The sequence below is a fragment of the Asticcacaulis solisilvae genome (assembly GCF_052327315.1).
Taxonomy (GTDB): domain Bacteria; phylum Pseudomonadota; class Alphaproteobacteria; order Caulobacterales; family Caulobacteraceae; genus Asticcacaulis; species Asticcacaulis solisilvae_B.
This window is the reverse complement of the sequence record NZ_CP166196.1, coordinates 1,310,632-1,331,487: the sequence shown is the minus strand read 5'-3', so window position 1 is coordinate 1,331,487 and position 20,856 is coordinate 1,310,632. Positions and strand designations below refer to the sequence as shown.

10 protein-coding genes are annotated in these 20,856 nt (G+C 67.8%); 6 read left to right on the top strand and 4 right to left on the bottom strand.

Annotated elements, in window-relative coordinates; genetic code table 11:
* Nucleotides 1–31: 31 nt before the first annotated feature.
* On the top strand, nt 32–1,327 hold the full coding sequence (locus AB8717_RS06080) for a transglutaminase-like cysteine peptidase (protein ID WP_443750143.1): 1,296 nt from the start codon (nt 32–34) through the stop codon (nt 1,325–1,327).
* Here AB8717_RS06080 and AB8717_RS06075 read toward each other — a convergent pair whose 3' ends face one another.
* Both AB8717_RS06075 and AB8717_RS06070 read right to left on the bottom strand, forming a co-directional pair.
* Nucleotides 1,328–2,347 (bottom strand): glycosyltransferase family 2 protein, encoded by a 1,020-nt coding sequence (locus AB8717_RS06075; RefSeq protein WP_443750142.1) that lies wholly within the window; start codon nt 2,345–2,347, stop codon nt 1,328–1,330.
* 99 nt (nt 2,348–2,446) lie between these two features.
* Entirely contained in the window at nt 2,447–3,571 is a 1,125-nt protein-coding gene (locus AB8717_RS06070; RefSeq protein ID WP_443750141.1) for a glycosyltransferase family 2 protein, read from the bottom strand.
* Between the two features lie 268 nt (nt 3,572–3,839).
* Between AB8717_RS06070 and AB8717_RS06065 the strand changes: the two genes are divergently transcribed.
* The 4 genes from AB8717_RS06065 to AB8717_RS06050 are packed head-to-tail and all read left to right on the top strand — an operon-like array spanning nt 3,840 to nt 10,619.
* Complete coding sequence (locus tag AB8717_RS06065) at nt 3,840–4,964, top strand: glycosyltransferase family 2 protein (RefSeq protein WP_443750140.1); 1,125 nt, start codon at nt 3,840–3,842, stop codon at nt 4,962–4,964.
* Nucleotides 4,961–7,903: a glycosyltransferase gene (locus AB8717_RS06060; RefSeq protein WP_443750139.1), complete on the top strand. Its 2,943-nt coding sequence runs from the start codon at nt 4,961–4,963 to the stop codon at nt 7,901–7,903. The genes AB8717_RS06065 and AB8717_RS06060 overlap by 4 nt, the downstream gene beginning before the upstream one ends.
* Nucleotides 7,900–8,862, top strand: a complete 963-nt coding sequence (locus AB8717_RS06055; protein ID WP_443750138.1) for a glycosyltransferase family 2 protein — start codon at nt 7,900–7,902, stop codon at nt 8,860–8,862. The genes AB8717_RS06060 and AB8717_RS06055 overlap by 4 nt, the downstream gene beginning before the upstream one ends.
* Nucleotides 8,859–10,619, top strand: a complete 1,761-nt coding sequence (locus tag AB8717_RS06050; protein ID WP_443750137.1) for an ABC transporter ATP-binding protein — start codon at nt 8,859–8,861, stop codon at nt 10,617–10,619. The genes AB8717_RS06055 and AB8717_RS06050 overlap by 4 nt, the downstream gene beginning before the upstream one ends.
* Here AB8717_RS06050 and galE read toward each other — a convergent pair.
* A complete protein-coding gene (gene galE / locus AB8717_RS06045; protein ID WP_443750136.1) occupies nt 10,549–11,520 on the bottom strand; it encodes a UDP-glucose 4-epimerase GalE in 972 nt (323 codons plus the stop codon). The two genes, AB8717_RS06050 and galE, sit on opposite strands and share 71 nt — an antisense overlap.
* Before the next feature lie 66 nt (nt 11,521–11,586).
* On the bottom strand, nt 11,587–13,170 hold the full coding sequence (locus AB8717_RS06040) for a carboxylesterase/lipase family protein (protein WP_443750135.1): 1,584 nt from the start codon (nt 13,168–13,170) through the stop codon (nt 11,587–11,589).
* A gap of 162 nt (nt 13,171–13,332) precedes the next feature.
* Here AB8717_RS06040 and AB8717_RS06035 point away from each other — a divergent pair, with 162 nt between their 5' ends.
* Nucleotides 13,333–20,838, top strand: a complete 7,506-nt coding sequence (locus AB8717_RS06035) for a beta strand repeat-containing protein (protein WP_443750134.1) — start codon at nt 13,333–13,335, stop codon at nt 20,836–20,838.
* The last annotated feature ends 18 nt before the right edge of the window (nt 20,839–20,856 follow it).

The window sequence follows — 20,856 nt, the reverse complement described above, 5'->3', positions numbered from 1 at the left end:
CCGCATAATCGGGGGCAGGATGCGCATTTGGGTGACGTCAGCCGTTGTGGCGGCTATGAGTCTGATGCCGGTCGCGGCATCGGCCCAGGATACGTCACATCAGGACGCGTCTTCGCCGGCCGCCACGCCGGCGGAAAAGCACGGCGTCGAAGGCCTGATCTATCCGCAGGCCGCGCCCCTCGCCACCGCCGACACCCCGAAACGCCCCCCCTTCCAGATCGTCGGCGACCACGTCGCCAGCCCGATCGGCTTCCTGGAAATGTGCCAGCGCACGCCGGACGCCTGCGCGCACTGGCCCGATTCCGACCTGGCGGCCATCAAGGCCGGCGCCACCGAGATGAAGCTGGCGCAGTTCCGCGAGGCCTTCGCCAAAAAGCTGGCGTCGAGGAACAGCCACGATACGGTCCTCAAGGTCGGCCAGCCCAGCTACCTCAACTACGACTGGGTGACGATCGAGGCCAGCGCCGACGATTCCGTCTATGTCTGGCCGACGCCCGTCACCGTCGCCCATATCCGCGACGCCATGTCGCAACTGAGCCTCCAGGTGGCGGACATGCCGCTGCAGGTCCTCTACATCCCGGCCAGCCTCCGCCGCACCGAGCTCGATACGGCCAGCCAGTCGGCCTTTACCGGCGCGCGGCCGCACCTCGAACAGCCCCGCCCCACCGGCTGGCTGTGGCCCGAGGTCAGCAGCCTGGTCACGACGGTCGGCCTGAGCGAACCCGACCAGCCCGCGAGGCATTCCTTTCGCCAGCAAGTCGACCTCCAGCTCGGACCGGGTCTTGACGAAACACCGGTCCAGCACGCATCGGCACAAGACGCACCCGCGGCGCCACAAACACCACCGGCGTCACCGCAAGCCGAAGCACCGGTAGCGGCGCCCGCCGACGACACGGCCCCCATCTATCCGCGCGTCGACCTGACGCCCAGCCAGTACCAGGTGCTGACGCGCATCAACTCCCTGGTCAACCGCGTCATCCGCCCGACCACGGACATGGCCTACTACCATGTCGAGGACTACTGGGTGGCGCCGGGCCTGGCGGACGGCGTTGCCGGCGACTGCGAGGACTATGCGCTGGAAAAATGGACTCTGCTGCGCCAGCAAGGATTCCCGGCGGCGGCCATGAGCCTGGCCCTGGTGTCCGTGCCCGACGACAAGCGGCACGTCATCCTGATCGTCACCACGACCGACGGCGACTACATCCTCGACAACCTGTCGACCTGGGTGAAGCCGTGGACGCAGACCTACTATTCGTGGATGACGCGCCAGGGGCCGGACGACGACCTGAAATGGTTCTCGCTGCTGCCGACCGAAAAACTTAAATAGTCAGCCGACCAGGCGGCGGTACAGGGCGCGGGTTCCACGCTTGTCGACGGGACTGGCCACCGTCTCGGGATCGATCTCGTCGAACGGCAGGGCGTTGCGCACCGCGCGTCCCCGGATAAGCGACCGCCCGCCCCGCCAGATATTGCGCAGCAGGGTCCGCCCGGCATAGCCGACCGCATAGCCGCCGTCGATCGCCGCCATCTGCCGCCACTGGGCAAACGCCTTGTCGAGCGGTTCTTCCCGCATCAGCCATACCGTGTATTCGCAGCTCTTGAGCCGCGCCATGCGCCGGCAGAAATCGGAAAGCCCCGGATTGCGCTTCAGGTGCAGGTCGACGACGGCGGTCAGCGCCCGGGCCATCCGCCCCTTGTCGCTCGACATATTGCCGTCGTAGACGCGATAGCCGACGTGGAAATGCGGCACGCAGCGTATGGGATGGCTGGCCGCCACGCGCAGTTCGAAATCGAGGTCCTCGCAACCGCCCAGCCCCTGCTTGACGAAGTCCTCGTCGAAGCCGCCGGCCGCCAGGGCGACGTCGCGGCGCACCATGACGCTGGAGCCGTTGCCGACCGGACGCAGGACCATGTGCGCCGGCAGGGGGAAGGTCTCGAACGGCCACCGCGTCGACGGCGCCAGGAAGCGCCCGTCCCGGTCGATGCCGACATGCAGGGAAAAGGCCGCCGCGTCGCCGCTTTGCTTCAGCGCGTCCAGCTGGGTTTCGAGCTTCTCGGGGTGCCACAGGTCGTCGGCGTCGAGAAAGGCGACGAAGTCCGCACCGGCTTCGGCCAGGCCGCGATTGCGCGCCGAGCCCACGCCGCCGTTCGGCTTGGTGATGAGGCGGATGCGGTTATCGGCTTCGGCGAAGGCCCGGACGATATCCGCCGTCGTGTCGGTCGAGCCGTCGTCAACGACCAGGATCTCGATATCGCGCAGGGTCTGGGCCTGTGCGCTCTTCAGCGTCGCGGCGACGAAGGCCTCGGCATTGTACGCCGGAATTATAACGCTGACCGAAGGTTTCATACCTCTCCCCAGCGCCCCCGGCTGTCAGGCGCGCTTCCAAGGCACGCTTAACACGTTCCGGCGGGGGACGGCCACAGCCATTGCGTCACACGCGAAATATCATGCGGCGCCAGCGGGATAGTCGACCGGCTTGGCGGGGCGCCATGCAGCTTCGGAGAGAAAATTTCTCGCCCTTGGCTCAGGCGCCGGCGTCCATCCCCGCGACAGGGCGTAATAGAGTTCGTCCAGCCGATGATCCGGCCAGGCGCGCAGGTCGTCCGGCGACAATTCGGCATAGGTCAGGTTCGGCTTCCGCGGCATCCTGTCACGGGCCGCGCGCTTCGCGGCGCGCCACAGGCTGCGGGTAAAGTCCCAGGCCACAAAGCGCGTGGCGGCCACCGCATCGACCGACATCATGCCGCGGACATGGCCAAGGCACTCGGCCTTGTGCCGCGACCTGAGGATCGAGATGGAATATTCGTAGGCCTTCAGCACGGCCATGCGGCGGCACCACGGCGACAACTCCGTGTGGAGCCGCAGGTGGCGCTGCACCAGGTCATGCACGGCGCGCGCCATCTTCGGGCGGTCGCTCGACATATTGCCTTCATAGACCCGGTAGCCGACGTGATATTCGCGCACGCAGGCGATCGGATACTGCGCCGCGATCCGGAGTTCGAAATCGAGATCCTCGCAGCCGCCGACCCCGCGCGCCACATAGTCTTCGTCGAAGCCCCCGGCGCTTAAGGCGACGTCGCGGCGCACGATCAGGCTGGAACCGTTGCCGACGGGCTTGAGCACGATGTGCGCCGGCAGGGTGAAGTCCTCGAACGGCCACGACCGCGACTTGCCGGTGACGCGGCCGTCCCGGTCGATGCGCAGGTGAAGGGAAAAGGCAGCGACATAGCGCTCGCGGCCGCCGGGGCGCAGCGCCTCCATCTGGGCGGCGATCTTCTGCGGATGCCAGACATCGTCGGCGTCGAGAAAGGCCACATAGTCGCCCGCCGCCGCCTTGAGGCCGATATTGCGCGCCGACGCCACCCCGCCATTGGGCTTCGACACCAGGCGCAGGCCCGGATGACGCGCCCGACAGGCCTCGACGACAGCCGCCGTGCCGTCGGTCGACCCGTCATCCACGACGATAATGTCGAGATTTTCATAGGTCTGGGCGAATACCGACTCCAGTGTCGCCGGCAAATAGAGCTGGGCATTGTATGCCGGAATTATAACGCTTACCAAAGGAGTCATTAACTGCCCCAAATCGCTTCGCCGCCCACCGTGCCACACAAGCCTTAACTAACCGTGCGTCGGCGAAAATTTCCCAGCTATTACCGATATTTACTCTGTACTAATCATCTTTTTCAAGGCCCACCGAAGATTTTGCGCCGGGGCTCGCCCCGGATTGCCGCAGCGCCGCGAACCGGCTAGGGTTTACATACATGCAACCGGGACCCGCGTTCACCCAAAGACAAGGTATTTCCTGTAGCGCTGGTCCGGCAAGAGAGCCCGAAACGCGTTGAGCCACGATTCCACCCAAAAGCCGTTTGCCTGCATCGTTCACGCGCAGTTGGGCGAAGACCTGGCCCCGCATGTCGCCGCCGCTCCCGGCCGCGGGCTGGTGATCTGGTGGAGCGAAGGCGCGCCCGTGGGCCGGCGCTGGTTCGAAGACCATATATTGTGGAGCGCGGAACCCATCTTTCCCGTCCCGCCCCGCCTGCCGCCCTGTCCCCTGCCGGTCAGCCTCGTCATCTGCACCCGCGACCGGCCCGAAGCCCTGCGGCGCTGCCTGGAAAGCCTGCGCGACCAGGTGCGTGCGCCCGACGAGGTCATCGTCGTCGACAACGCCTCGGTCACGGCCGAAACCCGCGCCGTCGCCGAAGCCTTCGGCGCCGTCTATGTGCGCGAAGACCGTCCGGGCCTCGACATCGCGCGCAATACGGGCGCAAGGACAGCGCGCTTCGACCTGGTCGCCTATACGGACGACGACACCGAGCTGCATCCCCTGTGGCTCGACCAGCTGTGCGCCGGTTTTACGGACGGCCGCATCATGGCGGTCACCGGCCTGGTCCTGCCGGCGCGGCTCGACACCGAGGCGCAGTGGCTGTTCGAGCGCTATTTCAGCTTTACGCGCGGCTTTACCCCCGTCCGCTTCGACATCGCCTGGTTCCGCCGCAAGCATCCGCCCTGGTGCCCGGCCTGGGAGGTCGGCGCCGGGGCCAGCATGGCCTTCCGCCGCGAAATCTTTGACAAAATAGGCTATTTCGACGAGCGCCTCGACGTCGGCGCCTCGGGCTGTTCGGGCGATTCCGAGTTCTGGAACCGCATCCTGGCCGCCGGCTACGACTGCCTGTTCCAGCCGACCGCCCTGCTCTATCACCATCACCGCGCCGACCTGCCCGGTCTTTACCGCCAGATCGAGGGCTATATGAGCGGCCATACCTCGTCCCTGCTGGTGCAGCATGAACGCTCGCGCGACACCCGCAACCTGTGGCGCGTCTATTTCCACCTGCCGGTCTACCTTATCGGCAAGCTTATGGGCCGCATCGGCCGTAAGTGGCTGATCGAGGACCGCATCCTGAAACTCGAGATCAAGGGGGCGCTGGCCGGCGTGCGCTATTATCACAAGGCGCGGCGGCCATGACGCCCCGTATCAGCATCATCATCCCCGCCTTCAATGCCGAACGCACGCTGGGCGAAACGCTCGACAGCGTCATCGCCCAGACCCTTACGGACTGGGAAGCCATCGTGGTCGACGACGGCTCGGGCGACGGCACCAGGGCGCTGGCCGAAGCGATCGCGGCGCGCGAGCCGCGCATCCGTGTCGTTTCGCAGGCCAATGGCGGGGTCAGTTCGGCGCGCAACCTTGGCCTTTCCGAGGCGAAAGGCGCGTTCGGCCTGTTCCTCGACGCCGACGACAGCCTCTTGCCGCGGCACCTCGAAACCCTGGCCGCCCTGGTGTCGCCCGACACCATCGCCGTCTGCGCCTACGCCTATCGCACGCCCGAAGGCGGCCGCGTCCCGGCGACCTTGCACGCCGGCCTGGCCGACCGCGCGGTCGCCATGCTGTCGGACTTCTGCGCCCTGGCCATCCATGCCGCGCTGGTGCCGCTCGACGCCGTGCGCGCGACCGGCGGTTTCGACACGCGTTTACGGACCTGCGAGGACTGGGACCTGTGGCTGCGGCTGGCGCGCTCCGGCGTCGGCTTCGCGACCACGCCCGAAGTGCTGGCGCTTTACCACATGCAGCCGGCGTCCCTGTCTTCGGACGGATCGCGCGTCGTCGGCGACGCCGAAACCGTCATCCGCCGCGCCCGCGCCGCCGATCCGCGCCTGCCGCGCGACATTTCGGACCCGGCGGCCCTGACGCCGCTCGACGAGGCCCTGACCGTCCAGGTCTTCTGGTACGCCGCCTGCCACGCCGCCGCCGGCAAGGGTATTCCCGACTGGTTCGAAGCCCGTCTGCCCAAGGGACCGCTGCGCTTCGCGCCCGACAAGATGCTGGGCTATGCCTGCTCGGCCCTGATGGTCGGCGGCAACGATCCCGGTACGGATTTCACCGCCATCTGGCAGGCGCGCCACGCGCCGATCACCGCCATGCTGCGCACGATCGAGGCGCGCGGCACGCCGGGCCTGACGGCGGCGGCCCTCTATCCGTTCGAGCAGTGGCTGATGAGCCGCAACGCGCTCGATGACGATATCGCGTTTTCGCTCGTTACCGGTGTGAGGCTGGAACTCGGCGCCTTGCGCGACCTGTCCTTCCCGCCCGAGGTCAGCCTGGCCCATATCCGCATCGTGCATGACGGAGCGGACGTGCTGCGCCTTGAGATGCCGGTGTGGTCGACGCTTCCGGCCACGGCGATCCTGGCGCGGCTGTTCGAGTTCAGCTCGCGCGCCGACCTCAAGGCCTCCGGCGCGCTCGACGCCGTGCCCGCCTACCGCAAGCTTTTGCTGCGCGAGAGCCTGCACCAGATCAAGCGCGCCCTGACCGGCAAGGGCAAGCCGTCGCGCCACGCGGCCTTCCTTGCGACGCTCAACCGCCTCGACGGCCATGACGGCCTGTCCGCCCTGGTGGGTCAGGACGGCATCGATATCATGCTGCGCGCCAAGACCGACGGCGCGGGCGAGCGTATCGCCGAAGCCTCCGCTCCGTCGCCGTCGCACCAGGCGCCGGAAGGCTCGGGCTACCAGGACGCAACCTTCTGGGAGACCTGGTTCGCCCGCGAAAATCCCTGGCGCTACGACAGCACCTACGAGCAGCGCAAATACGAACAAAGCCTGTCGCTGATCGACGGCCTCAATGTCGGCGACGCCCTGGAACTGGCCAGCGCCGAGGGGCATTTCACCGCGCAACTGGCGCCCCGCGTCGGCCGCCTGCTGGCCACCGACATTTCGGCGACGGCCTTGAAGCGCACGGCGGAACGCTGCGAAGGTTTCGGCAATGTCGCCACCCAGGTGGTCGACGTGCTGAACGACGCCATCCCCGGCGATAAGGACCTGATCGTCGTCTCCGAGATGCTCTACTATCTCGAGGACCGCGGCCGGCTGAAAACGGCGGCGGGCAAGATCGCCGGCGCCCTGAAACCCGGCGGCCGCATCCTCAGCGCCCACGCCTACCTGGTCAGCGACGCCCCCGATAAACCCGGCTTCGACTGGGACCTGCCCTATGGCGCCGCGACCATCGCCGACACCTTCGCGGCGACGGACGGGCTGATGCTGGAAAAGTCGATCCAGACCGACCTTTACCGCGTCGACCTGTGGCGAAAGGGCCAGGCCGCGGCCGACATCCGCCGCGACGGCTACGACATCCCCGCGCCCGCCGTGCTGCGCACCCTCTTCCCCGACGGCCAGAAGCCGGGTGTCGCCGAGGCCCGCCAGGCCACGACGCGCACTGTGCCCGTGCTGATGTACCATCGCGTCGCCGAAACCAGCGGGCCGCTCAAACGCTACGCCGTGACGCCCCGGCAGTTCGACGACCAGCTGCGCATGTTGAAAAGCCATGGCTTCCACACGCTGACGGCGGCGGAATTCGCCTGGTACCGCGAAGGCCACGCCCCGCTGAAGGGCCGGCCCGTCATCCTGACCTTCGACGACGCCTACCAGGATTTTACCGACGCTGCCTTCCCGGTCCTGCGCCGCCATGGCTTTACCGCCGAGGTCTTCGTGGTGACCGACAAGACCGGTACGGCGGCCGACTGGGACGCGGAGTACGGCCCGCCCGCGCCGCTGATGGACTGGGCGGCGATCGCCCGCCTGTCGGAAGCCGGCATCGCCTTCGGCAGCCACCTCGCGACACACCGCAAGGCCGAGACCCTGACGTCGGGCGACCTGCTGTACGAGGCGGTCAAGTCGCGCACCGCGCTGGAAACGCGGCTCGGCAAAACCATCCGTTCGATCGCCGCGCCCTATGGCAATCTCGACCAGCGGGCGCAACGCATCTTCCATTATGCCGGCTATGAAACCGTCTTCTCGACCGATGACGGCATCGCCACCTTCGATTATCCTTTGAATCGCCTGCCGCGCATCGAGGTCCACGACGAAATGGACGCCGATGCCCTTGCCGCCCGCCTGGGGGTCCTATGACTGAACTGGTGACTGTCGTCATCCCGTCCTACAACGCCGAAGCCACGCTCGACGAGACGCTTGTCTCCGTGCGCGCGCAAACCTGGAGCAACCTCGAAATCCTGGTCGTCGACGACGGGTCGCGCGACGCGACCTTCGCCATCGCCGAACGCCACGCGGCTGAAGACAGCCGCGTCCGCGCCATCCGGAAGGAGAATGGCGGCGTCGCCGAGGCCCGCAACCTGGCCATAGCCCAGGCGAAGGGCGACTACATCGCGCCGGTCGACGCCGACGACCTGTGGCACCCCACCAAGATCGAAAAGCAGATGGCCGCCATGGCCGCCATGGGAGAAAAATGCGGCCTGGTCTACACCTGGTTCCGCGCCATCGACGCCGACAGCCGCATCATGTCGCAACGCGGCCAGAGCAGCTATGAGGGCGACGTGCTCGAGCCCATGTGCTTCGGCAACCTGGTCGGCAACGGCTCTTCGCCGCTGATGCGCAAGGCCGTGGTGCTGGAAGCCGGCGGCTATGACCCGTCCCTGCGCGCCAACAACGCCCAGGGCTGCGAGGACCTTAAGATCTATTTCGAGATCGCCCGCCACCACCATTTCGCCGTGGTGCGCGAGGAGCTGACCGGCTACCGCTGGACGGCGGACAACATGTCGAGCGATTCGATGAAGATGCTGCGCTCCTTCGATCTGGTGATGAATCCGATGCGCGATATCTACGGCGCCGAATACGGCAAGGCGTTCGAAGAAGGCCGCCTGTTCTTCATGGACTTCCTGCTGATCCGCGCCATCCTCTACGGTCCCTGGAAAGGCGTCTGGGGGCCGTGGATGGCGCTGTACCGCGACCGCGGCGGGCGGCCGCCGCTCAAGACGACCCTGCGCGGCCTGTGGGGCCGCTTCCGCCTGTGGACGTCGCGCCGCAAGCCGGTGACCGCCCCGAAATATCTCGACGCCGTGTTCCCCCTATGACGGAACGCCGCCGCTATGTCTCGCAGGTCCGCATGTATCTGCGCATGTTCGCGCACTACAAGGGCGTGCTGGCGGGCCTGAGCGTCATCGGGCTTATCTCGTCCCTGGCCGAAACCATCGGCATCAGCGTCGCCGTCATGCTGCTGACCAGCGCGCTGTCGGGCGGCGCCCTGCTCAACAAGGCCGGCATCCTGTCCGACATCTACCGCTTCGTCGGCCATCATCTCGGCAACAGCCTGGTGACGGCCGGCCTGGTCATCTTCGGCCTGGCGCTTTTGCGCACGATCTGCGGCTATATCTATGTCATCGTCGGCTCGTGGGTGCAGCACGCCATCAGCCACGAGATGCGCGAGCGCATCTACGCCTCCTACATGGAGACCGACTACCACACCATCATGAAGATGGACCGGGGCGAGCTGATCAACCGGCTGACCATGGAAAGCTGGTCGATCGCCGAGACCCTGTTCCTGGGCACCCGCCTGATCGTCACGTCGGCGACGGCGCTGATCTTCGGCGCCTTCATCGTCGTCATCTCGTGGAAGCTGGCCGTCATCGCGGTCGTGGGGGCGGGCACCATCCTGACCCTGGCCCGGCTGGTCGGCAAGCCCGCCGACGCCGAGTCGCAGAAGATCGTCACCCAGAAGGCGCTGATGTCCGACCGCGTGGTCTCGGATATCCAGGGCATGCGCACCATCCGCGCATTTGCCCGTGAGGACGACCGCAAAGCCGCCTTCGTCGGGGCGTCGGATACCCTGCGCCGCTTCCTGGTCAAGATCGACTACCTCTACGCCTGGATCGATCCGGTCAACGAGATCGGCTATGTCCTGCTGCTCGGCGCCCTGCTGCTCGGCGCGGCGGCTTTCCATGTGCCGGCGCCGTCGGTGCTGGCCGCCATCATCATGATGTACCGCGTCCAGCCCAGCCTGCGTGAGTTCAACGACAACCGGCTGGCCCTGACGCACCACCTGGCGGCGCTCAACGTCGTCAGCCCGATCGTCGATCCGCGCGGCCGCCGGCGCGAGGACCCGGGCACCCTGCCCTGCCCCGAGCTCACGGGCGAGATTGCGTTCGAAGGCGTGACCTACCGCTTCGGCCCCGACGGCCGCGACGTGCTGTCGGGCCTCGATATCCGCATCCCGCTGGGCGGCGTGACCATACTGGCCGGCAACAGCGGCGCCGGTAAATCGACCCTGCTCAACCTGCTGCTCAGGCTCTACCGTCCCAATGACGGCCGCATCGTGGTCAGCGGCGTGCCCCTGTCCGACATCCGCCGCGACGAATGGCTGGGGCGCATCGCCGTCGCCGGCCAGGACGTCGACCTGATCGTCGGCTCGATCGAGGAGAACCTGACGCTCAACCGCCCCGGCATCGCGCCCGACGACGTGGCGCGCGCCATCGCCATCTGCGGCCTTGAGGATGTCATGGAACACCTGCCCGAAGGCCTCAAGACCTCGGTCGGCGACCGGGGCCTGGCCCTGTCGGGCGGCCAGCGCCAGCGCCTGGGCCTGGCCCGCGCGCTGCTCGGCCGGCCCGACATCCTGATCCTCGACGAGGCGCTGGGCGCGGTCCAGGGCAAGATGGAGCGTGAAATCTACGACCGTATCCTGACGGCCTTCGCCGGGCGGACCCTGATCGTCGTCACCCACCGTCCGGACGTCCTGCCGAAGCCGGACCAGACGATCTATATCACCGCTGCTCCCAGCGCAGAGCCGTCTGCACAATATGATCGATATCCGAGCAGCGAGGCGTCCAGTTAAGCACGCTTGCGGCCTTTTCCGCCGACGCGATCAGCATGGCGGGATCGCCCGGGCGGCGCGGACCGTAGATGGCGTTCAGGGGCTTTCCGACGGCGCGGCCGACCGCCGCCACCAGTTCGGCCACCGACGTGCCGTTGCCGGTGCCGAGATTGAAGACGTTGGCGCCTTTCAACCGGTCCTCCGACAGCGCCTCGGCCGCCAGCACGTGGGCGCGCGCCAGGTCCGAAACGTGGATGTAGTCGCGCACCGCCGTGCCGTCGCGCGTGTCGAAATCGGTGCCGTTGATATGGAAGGGCGTCCCGGCGATGGCGGCCTTGAGCGCCAGCGGAATGACGTGGGTTTCCGGCTCGTGGCATTCGCCGGTCTCGCCGTCGGCGTCGCAGCCGGCGGCGTTGAAATAGCGCAGCGCCACCGAGTTGAAACCGTGGGCGACGGCGAAGTCCTCCAGCATGCGCTCGATGATGAATTTCGACCAGCCATAGGGATTGATCGGGGACTGCGGGTGGGTCTCGTCGATCGGCAGCCGGACGGGATGGCCGTACGACGCGCACGTGCTGGAGAAGATCAGCTTCTTCACGCCTTCCGCCGTCAAGGTCTCCAGCAGGGTCAACGATTTCGCGCTGTTGTTGCCGTAATAGAGTTCCGGCTTCTCGACCGACTCCCCGACATAGGCATAGGCCGCCATATGGACGCAGACCTGCGGCTTGTAGTGGCGGATGGCCGCCGCGACCGCCTCGCGGTCGGCGATATCGGCCTCGACCAGCGGCCCCCACTTGACCAGGTCGCGGTTGCCCCGCGACAGGTTGTCGAGTGTGACCACGGTCCAGCCGGCCTCATGGAACGCCTTGGCGCAATGCGAGCCGACATAGCCGGCCCCGCCGGTCAAGAGAACCGTTTTCAAACCCGATAACCTTCTTCCGCGACGTTAGTATGACGGTCTTATTACAGCAAAGACCTGACGTTGAGCTTAACGCCGGTCCGCATTTGCTGCGGTGACATCCAGCCTGGCCTTCCACGGATCGGGCCCGGCTACGGCTTTTACGTCGGGCGTGAAGATAAGGATCACATCATTCGTCCGGGTATAGGCCGGCCAGTCGGTCAGGCCCGCCCCGTTGGGATTACCGGTTTTGGCGAAATTGACCCAGTAGGCGTGCATCAGCCGCGCCTCGGCGTGGTCGTCGGCCGTCGCGTCCTCGCCATAGCGCTGGGCGACCCTGGCGAAGACGAACGGCAGTTCCGAAGCGTGCGGCGCGCCGAACGGCGCGTTGGCGCGCTTGCCCGACGCCGTATATCCGAAGCGGTATTCGTAGGTGGTGCCTCCCTGCGCCGACAGGGTGGCGGCCGTCAGCCGCGCCGGTTCGCTCATCAGCCCGTCCATGCCGACGGCGTATTGCACGGCCTCCAGGGGCGCGTCGCCGCTGGGATCGTAGGCCGCCCTCGCCTGCGCCGCCAGCGGCCCGAAGCGGTCGAACAGGGCGTCCTTGCCGGCGGCATTGATATTGCTGATATCGGCGCTGTTGGCGCCGACCATGACCGGCACATGGGTGTAGCGGCCCGCCGCATAGGCCCTGTCCGGCGTCTCGCGCACCAGACGCCCGTCGGCGATCATGCCGGAATAGATGTCCTTCTGGTCGCCGCTGGTCGCCATGTTGAGTTCGCCCGCCACCGCGTCCGCCGGCAGGGCGCGCAAGGCCGCCAGCGCCTTGGCGTCCGCGCCGGCGATGCCGTTCTTGCGGGCGAAATTGACGCCCAGGGTTTCCGCCGACGGCGCATCGGGACGGTCGGTCCGGATATCGCGCGGCGGAAGCAGGGAGCGGCCGCCACCCGACTGGATGATGGCGCGGGCGAACAGCCCCTTCGCGTCCGGCGCCATCAGCAGGGCGTGGACCGACGCCCCGCCGGCCGATTCGCCGAAGATGGTGACGTTGCCGGGATCGCCGCCGAAGGCCGCGATATTGGCCTGGACCCATTTCAGCGCCGCGATCTGGTCCATGAAGGCATAGTCGCCGAGCAGGCCGTGGTCGGCGTCCTCGTGGCTCAGGGCCGGGAAGGCGAAGAAGCCGAACCGGCCGAGGCGATAGTTGATGCTGACGAAGACGACGCCGTCCTTGGCGAATTCCGCCCCGTCGTAGATTTCGGGCGAGGTGCCGCCATTGACGAAGCCGCCACCATGGATCCACACCATGACCGGCAGCTTTTTCGCCGGCGCGGCCGGACGCCAGACATTGAGATAGAGGCAGTCCTCGGCCGGCTTGACGGTCGAGGGCGCGTCGTCCCAGGCCACCGGCACCTGCATGCAGTCGGGCGCGAAGCGGTCGGCGACACGCACGCCCTGCCAGGGCGCCGGCGCCTGCGGAGCGCGCCAGCGTAAGGCCCCGACGGGTGGCGCGGCATAGGGAATGCCCTTGAAACTGTCGACCGTGTACTGGGTGATGCCCTCGACCGTGCCCTGCGGCAGGACGACCTGCGGCCCGGCGGCCAATACCGCCGAAGGGAGGGCGGCGGACGGCAGCAGGACCGCCGCCAGGACGGATGCAAATACGCTTTTCATGGGCGGCTCCCTCGACTTGTAATCGTTTACCCGAGCTTAGCCGCATTCCCCCCTCACCGTCAGCTTCTTTTTGCCAACCTGTAATCTTGCCGCTCGTGCGGTATGTTAACGCAAACGAATCGCGGACCTTGCGATTCGCGTTGCTATTCCGGAAAGCCCGCCTTGGTCGCATCCATCTACAGCTACTACTCGGTCAGCCAGATCGCCTCGCTCACGACCACCCAGGTCGCGGCGATGACGACGACCGACGTGGCCGCGCTGTCGCAGACCCAGATCGCGGCCTTTTCGCTCAGCTCGATCTCGACCTTGTCGACGACCCAGGTCACGGCGATCTCGACGACGCAGATGAAGGCGCTGACGGCGGCGCAGATCGGCGCCTTCACCACCGCGCAGATGGCGTTTTCGGGCGCGCAGCTGTCGGTGCTGGTCGAGGCGCAGTTGCAGGGTTTCGGCGTCGAGGAAATCGGCGCCCTGACGACGCTTCAGCTCAAGGGCCTGACCTCGACCGACATCGGCGAACTGTCGACCGACCAGTTCAAGGCGCTGTCGGCGACGCAACTGGGGTCGCTGACCTCGACCCAGATCAAGGGGCTCGACGCCGACGAGCTGGGCGTCATGACGACGACGCAGCTGGCCGGGCTGTCCTCGACCCAGCTTTCCGGCCTGACCGCGGCCCAGCTCGGCAACATCCCGACGACGCTGATCTCGGCCATGACGACGACGCAGTTGTCGGGCCTGACCGCGACGCAACTGGGCTGGATCGGCACCGGCGGCCTCGGCAGCCTGTCGGCGACGGATATCGCCAGCCTGTCGACCACGCAGATCAAGGGCCTGACGACCACCGAGGTGCAGTCGCTGACCACGACCCAGCTGGCGGCGGTCAGTCCGACCCAGCTCGGCGCCCTGACGTCGACCCAGATCAAGGCCCTGACCTCCGACGAGCTGAACCAGCTCACCACGACGCAGCTGTGGGGCATGGACACCACCCAGGCCTATTACCTGAGCTCGGGCCAGCTTCAGTCGGTGACGACGACGCAGCTGAACGCCATGAGCGGCACGCAGTTCGCCGTGCTGACGCCGACGGCGCTGTCGGGCCTGACCAGCGAACAGATCGAGGCGTTGACCACCGACCGTGTCGCCTGGATCACCACCACCCAGATCAAGGGCCTGTCCGACACCCAGCTCGACGCCCTGTCGGCCACCCAGTTCGCCAGCCTGACCGGCCGCCAGATCGGGGCGCTGACCGTCACGCAGGTGTCCAACCTCAATCTCGAGGACGTGGCGGCCCTGACCTCGACCCAGATCGCCGGCCTGACCCAGACCCAGGTTTCGGGCCTGACCCAAAGCCAGATTTCGGTGCTGACGACGTCGGAAATCGGCTGGCTGCGCACCGACCAGGTGCTGGGCCTGACGACGACGGCGATCAACGCGCTCGACACCACACAGTTCGGCTCGCTCGGCAGCTCGCAGATCGGCGCCCTGTCGTCGAACCAGTTCCGCGTCCTCGACATGGACGATTTCGGGGTACTGACGACGACGCAGCTCTCGGGCGTCACCTCGACCCAGATCGCGGCCCTGTCGACGACACAGGTGTCCGATCTCGACACCACCTTGCTGGTCGCCCTGACCACGACCCAGGTGCGCGGGCTGACGGCCGCGGCCATGGCCGTGCTGAATTCCGACCAGCTGGCCGCCCTGTCGTCCGACCAGTTCAAGGCGCTGACCGCCACGCAGGTTTCAGGCCTCAACGACGATTCCATGTCGGCCCTGACCAATGCCCAGCTGACCGGCCTGTCGTCGCAGCAGATCTCGGCGCTCAGCATCACGGCGCTGCGCGGCCTCAACGAAACCCAGATGGGCCTGCTGTCCTCGACGCAGTTGCGCGCCCTGACCGCGACGCAGATCGGCTCGCTGGTGCCCAACCAGGTCGCGGCCCTGTCGAACACCCAGATCGCGCTCCTGACCACCACCCAGGTGCAGTCGCTCAACGCCGCCGACGTCGCCGCCCTGTCGAACACCCAGATCAACGTCCTGTCGAGCAGCCAGTTGCAGGCCCTGACCGTCACGGCCGTCAAGGGCATGAACGAGGCGCAGATCGTCGGCCTGACGACGACGCAGCTGCGGGCCCTGCCCCAGACCATCGTCGCGGCCCTGACCACGACCGAAATTTCGCAGTTGACCGGCGACCAGCTGGCGGCGCTCAACACGTCGCAGTGGGCCGCCCTGGGCTCCAGCCAGATTTCCGCCCTGACCGCCGACCAGACCCAGTCGCTCAGCACCACCCTGCTGCGCGGCCTGACGACGACGCAGTTGCGCGGCCTGACCGCCACCGACCTCGGCGACCTGACCAGCACGCAACTGACGTCGCTATCGGAAAAGCAGGTGGCCAGCCTCAGCTCGGCGCAGGTCGCCGCCCTGTCGAACGGCCAGCTGGCGCAGCTGACCACGACGCAGTGGAACGCCATCACGGCAACGCAGATCAAGGGCCTGACCGCCGACCAGATTTCGAACCTGACGTCCACGGCCTTGCAGGGCCTGACGACGACGCAGCTCGGGGCGCTGGCGCCGGCGCAGCTGGCGGCGCTGACCGCCGACGAAATCTCGGGCATGACGACGACCCAGATCGCGGCCCTGTCGACCACCGCCGTGTCGGGACTGGTCGATACGCAACTGGCCGGCCTGACGACCGACCAGCTGGCGGCGCTGACGACGCGCCAGGTTTCGGCGCTCAGCAAGACCGGCCTGAACGGCCTGGGATCCGACCAGATCGCGGCGCTTACGACCACGCAGCTGCGGGCCCTGACCGCGACCCAGCTGTCGCAACTGTCGAATGACCAGGTCAGCGCGCTGAACACCAGCCAGGTGTCCGCACTGACCACCACCCAGATGGCCGGCCTGACGGCCACGCAGATGTCCAGCCTGGGCGACGCCCAGGTGACGGCCCTGACCTCGTCGCAGATTTCGGCGCTCAGCGCCGCGCAGCTGGCCGGCCTGCGCGCCGACCAGATCGGCTCGATGAGTTCGGCCCAGGTCGCCGGCCTGACCGCCACCGCCCTGGCCAAGCTCAGCACCGGCAATCTCAGCGGCCTGACGCAGACCCAGCTCGGCTGGCTGTCCACGACGCAGATCCAGGGCCTGTCGGCCGCGTCCGTCGCGGCGCTGGGCACCGACCAGGTGTCGGCCCTGTCCGCGACCCAGCTGAAGAGCCTGACCACGACGGCCGTCAAGGGCCTGACGAGCGACCAGCTCAACGCGCTCGGCGCCACCGCCCTGCCGTCGCTGACCACGACCCAGACCGGCGCCCTGACCGCCGCCCAGGTCGCCGCCCTCGATACCAGCGGCTTGACCTCGCTGTCGACCAGCCAGCTGAAAAGCCTGTCGGCGGCCGATATCGCCGCCCTGACCGACAGCCAGGCCGCGGCCCTGTCCGGCACGCAGCTGGCGGCGCTGGCCACCACGCAGATCCAGTCGCTGTCGGCCACGGCGGTCGCCGCGCTCAACGCCACGCAGATCAACGCCATGTCGGGCACCCAGGTCGCATCCCTGGCGACCGCGTCGCTGCGCGGCCTGACCACCGACCAGATCGCCGGCCTGACCGCCACGCAACTGGCGGCCCTGTCGACCACCCAGGTCGGCAGCCTGACGGCGACGCAGATCGCGGGCCTGTCGACCACCGCCATGGCGACGCTGTCGACGACCCAGCTGGGGCAGCTGGCCTCGACCCAGATGGCGGCCCTGACCACCGCGCAGATCGCGGCCCTGACCACGACCCAGTTGAGCGCTTTTTCGACGACCGGCATGGCCGGCCTGACCGACACCCAGGTGGCGGCGCTGACCGTCACCCAGCTCGGCACGCTGAGCACGCGCCAGGTGGCCGCGCTCAGCACGACAGGCGTGGCGCGCATGTCGGCGACGCAGTTGCAGAGCCTGTCGACGCAACAGTTCAAGGCCATGGCGGCGACGCAGATCGGCGCGCTCGACGAAGACCAGGTCGCCGCCCTGACCACCACCGAAATCGCCATCCTGGAAACCACGCAGCTGGCGGCGTTCAATGCCACCCAGGCGGCAGCCCTGACGCCGTCACAGCTGGCCGTGCTGACCGCCACCCAGCTGTCGGGCCTCAGCGCCACCGGCTTCAAGGGCCTGAGCCCCGACCAGATGGCGCTGCTCACCACCACGCAGGTGTCGGGCCTGGCGTCGCAGCAGGTCGGCGCGCTGACCTCCGACGGCATCAGCGGCCTGACGACGACGGCACTGGCCGCCATGACGACGACGCAGATCCGCGGCCTGACGTCGAGCGCCCTGTCCTACCTCAACGTCACCCAGGTCGGGGCCCTGAGCTCGTCGCAGATCAACGCCCTGACGGCGACCGCCATCGCGGGCCTGGCCGACACGCAGATCGCCGCCTTTACCACCACTCAGCTGGCCGCGCTCAATTCCAGCCAGATCGCCGCATTGAGCTCCGGCGCCGTGTCGGGCCTCAACCCCACCGAGATCGCGGCGCTGGCGACCAGCCAGGTCAAGGCGCTGACCGCGGCCGACGTGGGCTACCTGTCGACGACCCAGCTCCAGGCCCTGACCGCGTCGCAGCTCGGCGTCATGTCGACGACGCAGTTGACCGGCCTGACCGGCGACGGCGTCGGCGCCCTGTCGACGACGCAGATCGCCGTGCTCGACCGCAACCAGCTGGCGGCCCTGTCGGCGGGCGCCATCGGCGGCCTGACCTCGACCCAGCTGTCGGTGCTGACCACGTCGCAGTTGTCGGGCCTGACCTCCGGGCAGATCGGCGCCCTGACCACGACACAGCTGGCCGGCCTGTCGACCTCCGCCCTGTCGGGGCTGACGACGACGCAGGTTTCGGGGCTTCTGGCCACCAGCGTCGGCGCCTTGACCGACGCGCAGGTCGCCAGCCTGAAATCGACGCAGATCGCGGCCCTGACCGTCACCTCGCTATCGGGCCTGACCTCGACCCAGGCCTCGGACCTGCTGGCGACGCAGCTCCAGGCCATGACGGCGACGCAGCTCAACGCCCTGTCCGGCGACACGCTGGGCGGCATGAGCACGGACCAGCTCAACAGCCTGACGACGACGCAGTTCCGCGCCCTGACCGTGACGACGATCGGGCTTTTGACCTCGACACAGGTGGCCGGCCTGTCGACCACCGACGCCGCCGTGCTGAGTTCGACCCAGGTCGCCGGCCTCAACTCGACCCAGCTGGCGGCCCTGACCACCAGCCAGGTCGCCACCTTCACCACCACCCAGATCAGCGCGCTCGGCCTGACCGCCCTGCCCGGCCTGTCCTCGACCCTGGTGTCCGGCCTGACCGTCACCCAGTTGCGCGGGCTGTCCTCCACGCAGTTCGGCGCCATCGGCTCGACCGCCATCCAGGGGCTGACCTCGACCCAGCTGGCGACGCTTTCGACCACCCAGATCAAGGGCTTCAGCGCCGACGAGGTCCAGGTGCTGACCGCGACGCAGATCGCCGCCATGTCGACCTCGCAACTGGCCGCCATTTCGGCCGCCGGCATCCAGGGCTTCAACAACGACCAGATCGCCGGCCTCGACGTCACCCGGCTGACGGCCATGACCTCGACCCAGCTGGGCTCGCTGACCACGACCCAGGTCGCCGCCTTCGATTCGACGCAGTGGGCGGCGCTGACCACCACCCAGCTGCACGGCCTGTCCGCCACCCAGGTCGCGGCGATCAATCCCGATGAGATCGGCGGGCTCACCACCTCGGCCGTCGCCGGCCTCTATTCCACCCAGGTCGCGGGCCTGACCTCGACCGAACTGTCGGCCCTGTCGGTCGCCCAGGTCTCGGCCATGACCTCGACCCAGGTCAGCGCCCTGAGCGTCGGCGCCCTGCCCGGCCTGACGACCACCCAGGCCGCCGCGCTGACCAACACCCAGGTCCAGGCGCTGACCGTCACCCAGGTCGGCACGCTCAACACCGACACCGTCGCGGCGCTGAGCACCGACCAGCTCAATGCCTTAAGCGTCACCCAGTTCAAGGTGCTGACCGGGGCGCAGATCGCCGCCATGACCAGCACCCAGACCCAGGCGCTGGGGACGACGCTGATCGCGGCGCTGACCCCGATCCAGTTGCGCACCCTGGGCACCGCCACGGTTTCGGCCCTGACCACCACCCAGGTGCGCGCCCTGTCGACCGTCCAGGTCGCCGGGCTGTCGACCACCGCCATTTCCGGCCTGACGACCACTCAGGTCGGCAGCCTGGCCACCACCCAGGTCGCCAGCCTGACCGTCACCGAGATGTCGGCCCTGACCGAGACGGGCATCGCGGCGCTTGCCGCCACCGAACTGGCCGTGCTGACGTCGACGCAGGTGTCCGGCCTGACCGCGACCGAGGCGGCGGCCTTGACGACGACGCAGCTCGGCAGCCTGACCTCGACACAGGTATCGGGCCTGACCGCGACCGCCGTGGCCGGAATCACGGCGACGCAGGCGCCTGTGCTGACGACCACCCAGATCAAGGGCATCGCCTCGACGCAACTGGCCGCCCTGACATCGTCGGCCATCGGCGCGCTGGCCACGACGCAGATCGCCGCGCTGACCACCACCCAGCTATCGGGCCTGACCTCCAGCGGCGTGGCGGCCCTGACCGCCACCAGTCTGGCCACGTTGAGCAACGACCAGCTCATGGCCCTGACCACGGCGCAGCTGGCCGGCATGACGGGTACGGGCATTTCGGCCCTGTCGACCGCGCAACTGTCGGTCCTGAGCTCGACCCAGGTTGGCGGCCTGTCGACCGCCGCCGTCATCGGGCTGAGCGCGACCCAGGTCGCCGCGCTGTCCACCACCCAGGTCACCGGCCTCAGCCAGACCCAGATGGCGGTGTTGACCTCGACCGCCATCGACGCCATGACGGCCACCCAGATCGGTCAGCTGAGCGTGCTGCAATTCGGCTCGCTGTCCTCGACCGGCGTCAACGCGCTGATCGCCGCCCATATCGACCAGCTGACGACCTCACAGATCGCGTCACTCAGCAATTCCGGCATCAGCGGGCTGACCGCCGATGAGGTCTCGGCCCTGACGACGTCGCAGCTCCTGGCCTTGAACTCGACCCAGATCGGGGCGCTGTCGACCACGGGTATAAGCGGCCTGACCTCGACGCAGATCGACGCCCTGACCCTCACCCAGCTGGCGGGCCTGACCCTGACGCAGATCGGGGCGATTTCGACCACCGACATCGCGTCGCTGTCGATTGCCGATTTGACGGCCCTGACCACGACGCAGCTAGGCGGCCTGGTGCGCATGCAGTTGCGTGCCCTGACGACCCAGCAGGTCGCCGCCCTGGCCAATACCCAGATTGCGGCCCTGACCTCGACCCAGCTTGGAAACCTCGAAGTCACCGACCTGGCCGCCCTGTCGGCGACACAGTTCCAGGCCTTGTCCTCGACCCAGGTGTCCGGCCTGACCGTGACCCAGCTCGACGCCCTGTCCGACGCCGAAATGGCGGCCTTGAACGGCAGCCAGATGGGTGGACTGACGACGACGACCATGGGCAACCTGCACACCACCTTCCTGGCGCGCCTGTCGACCGGCCAGATCGAATCCCTGACGCCGTTGCAGATCAGCTATCTGACCACGACCCAGCTTTCCAGCATGTCGGCGGTGCAGCTGGCCGCCATCCAGTCGGCCTTGACCTGACCCCGCGGCAGCCACGCG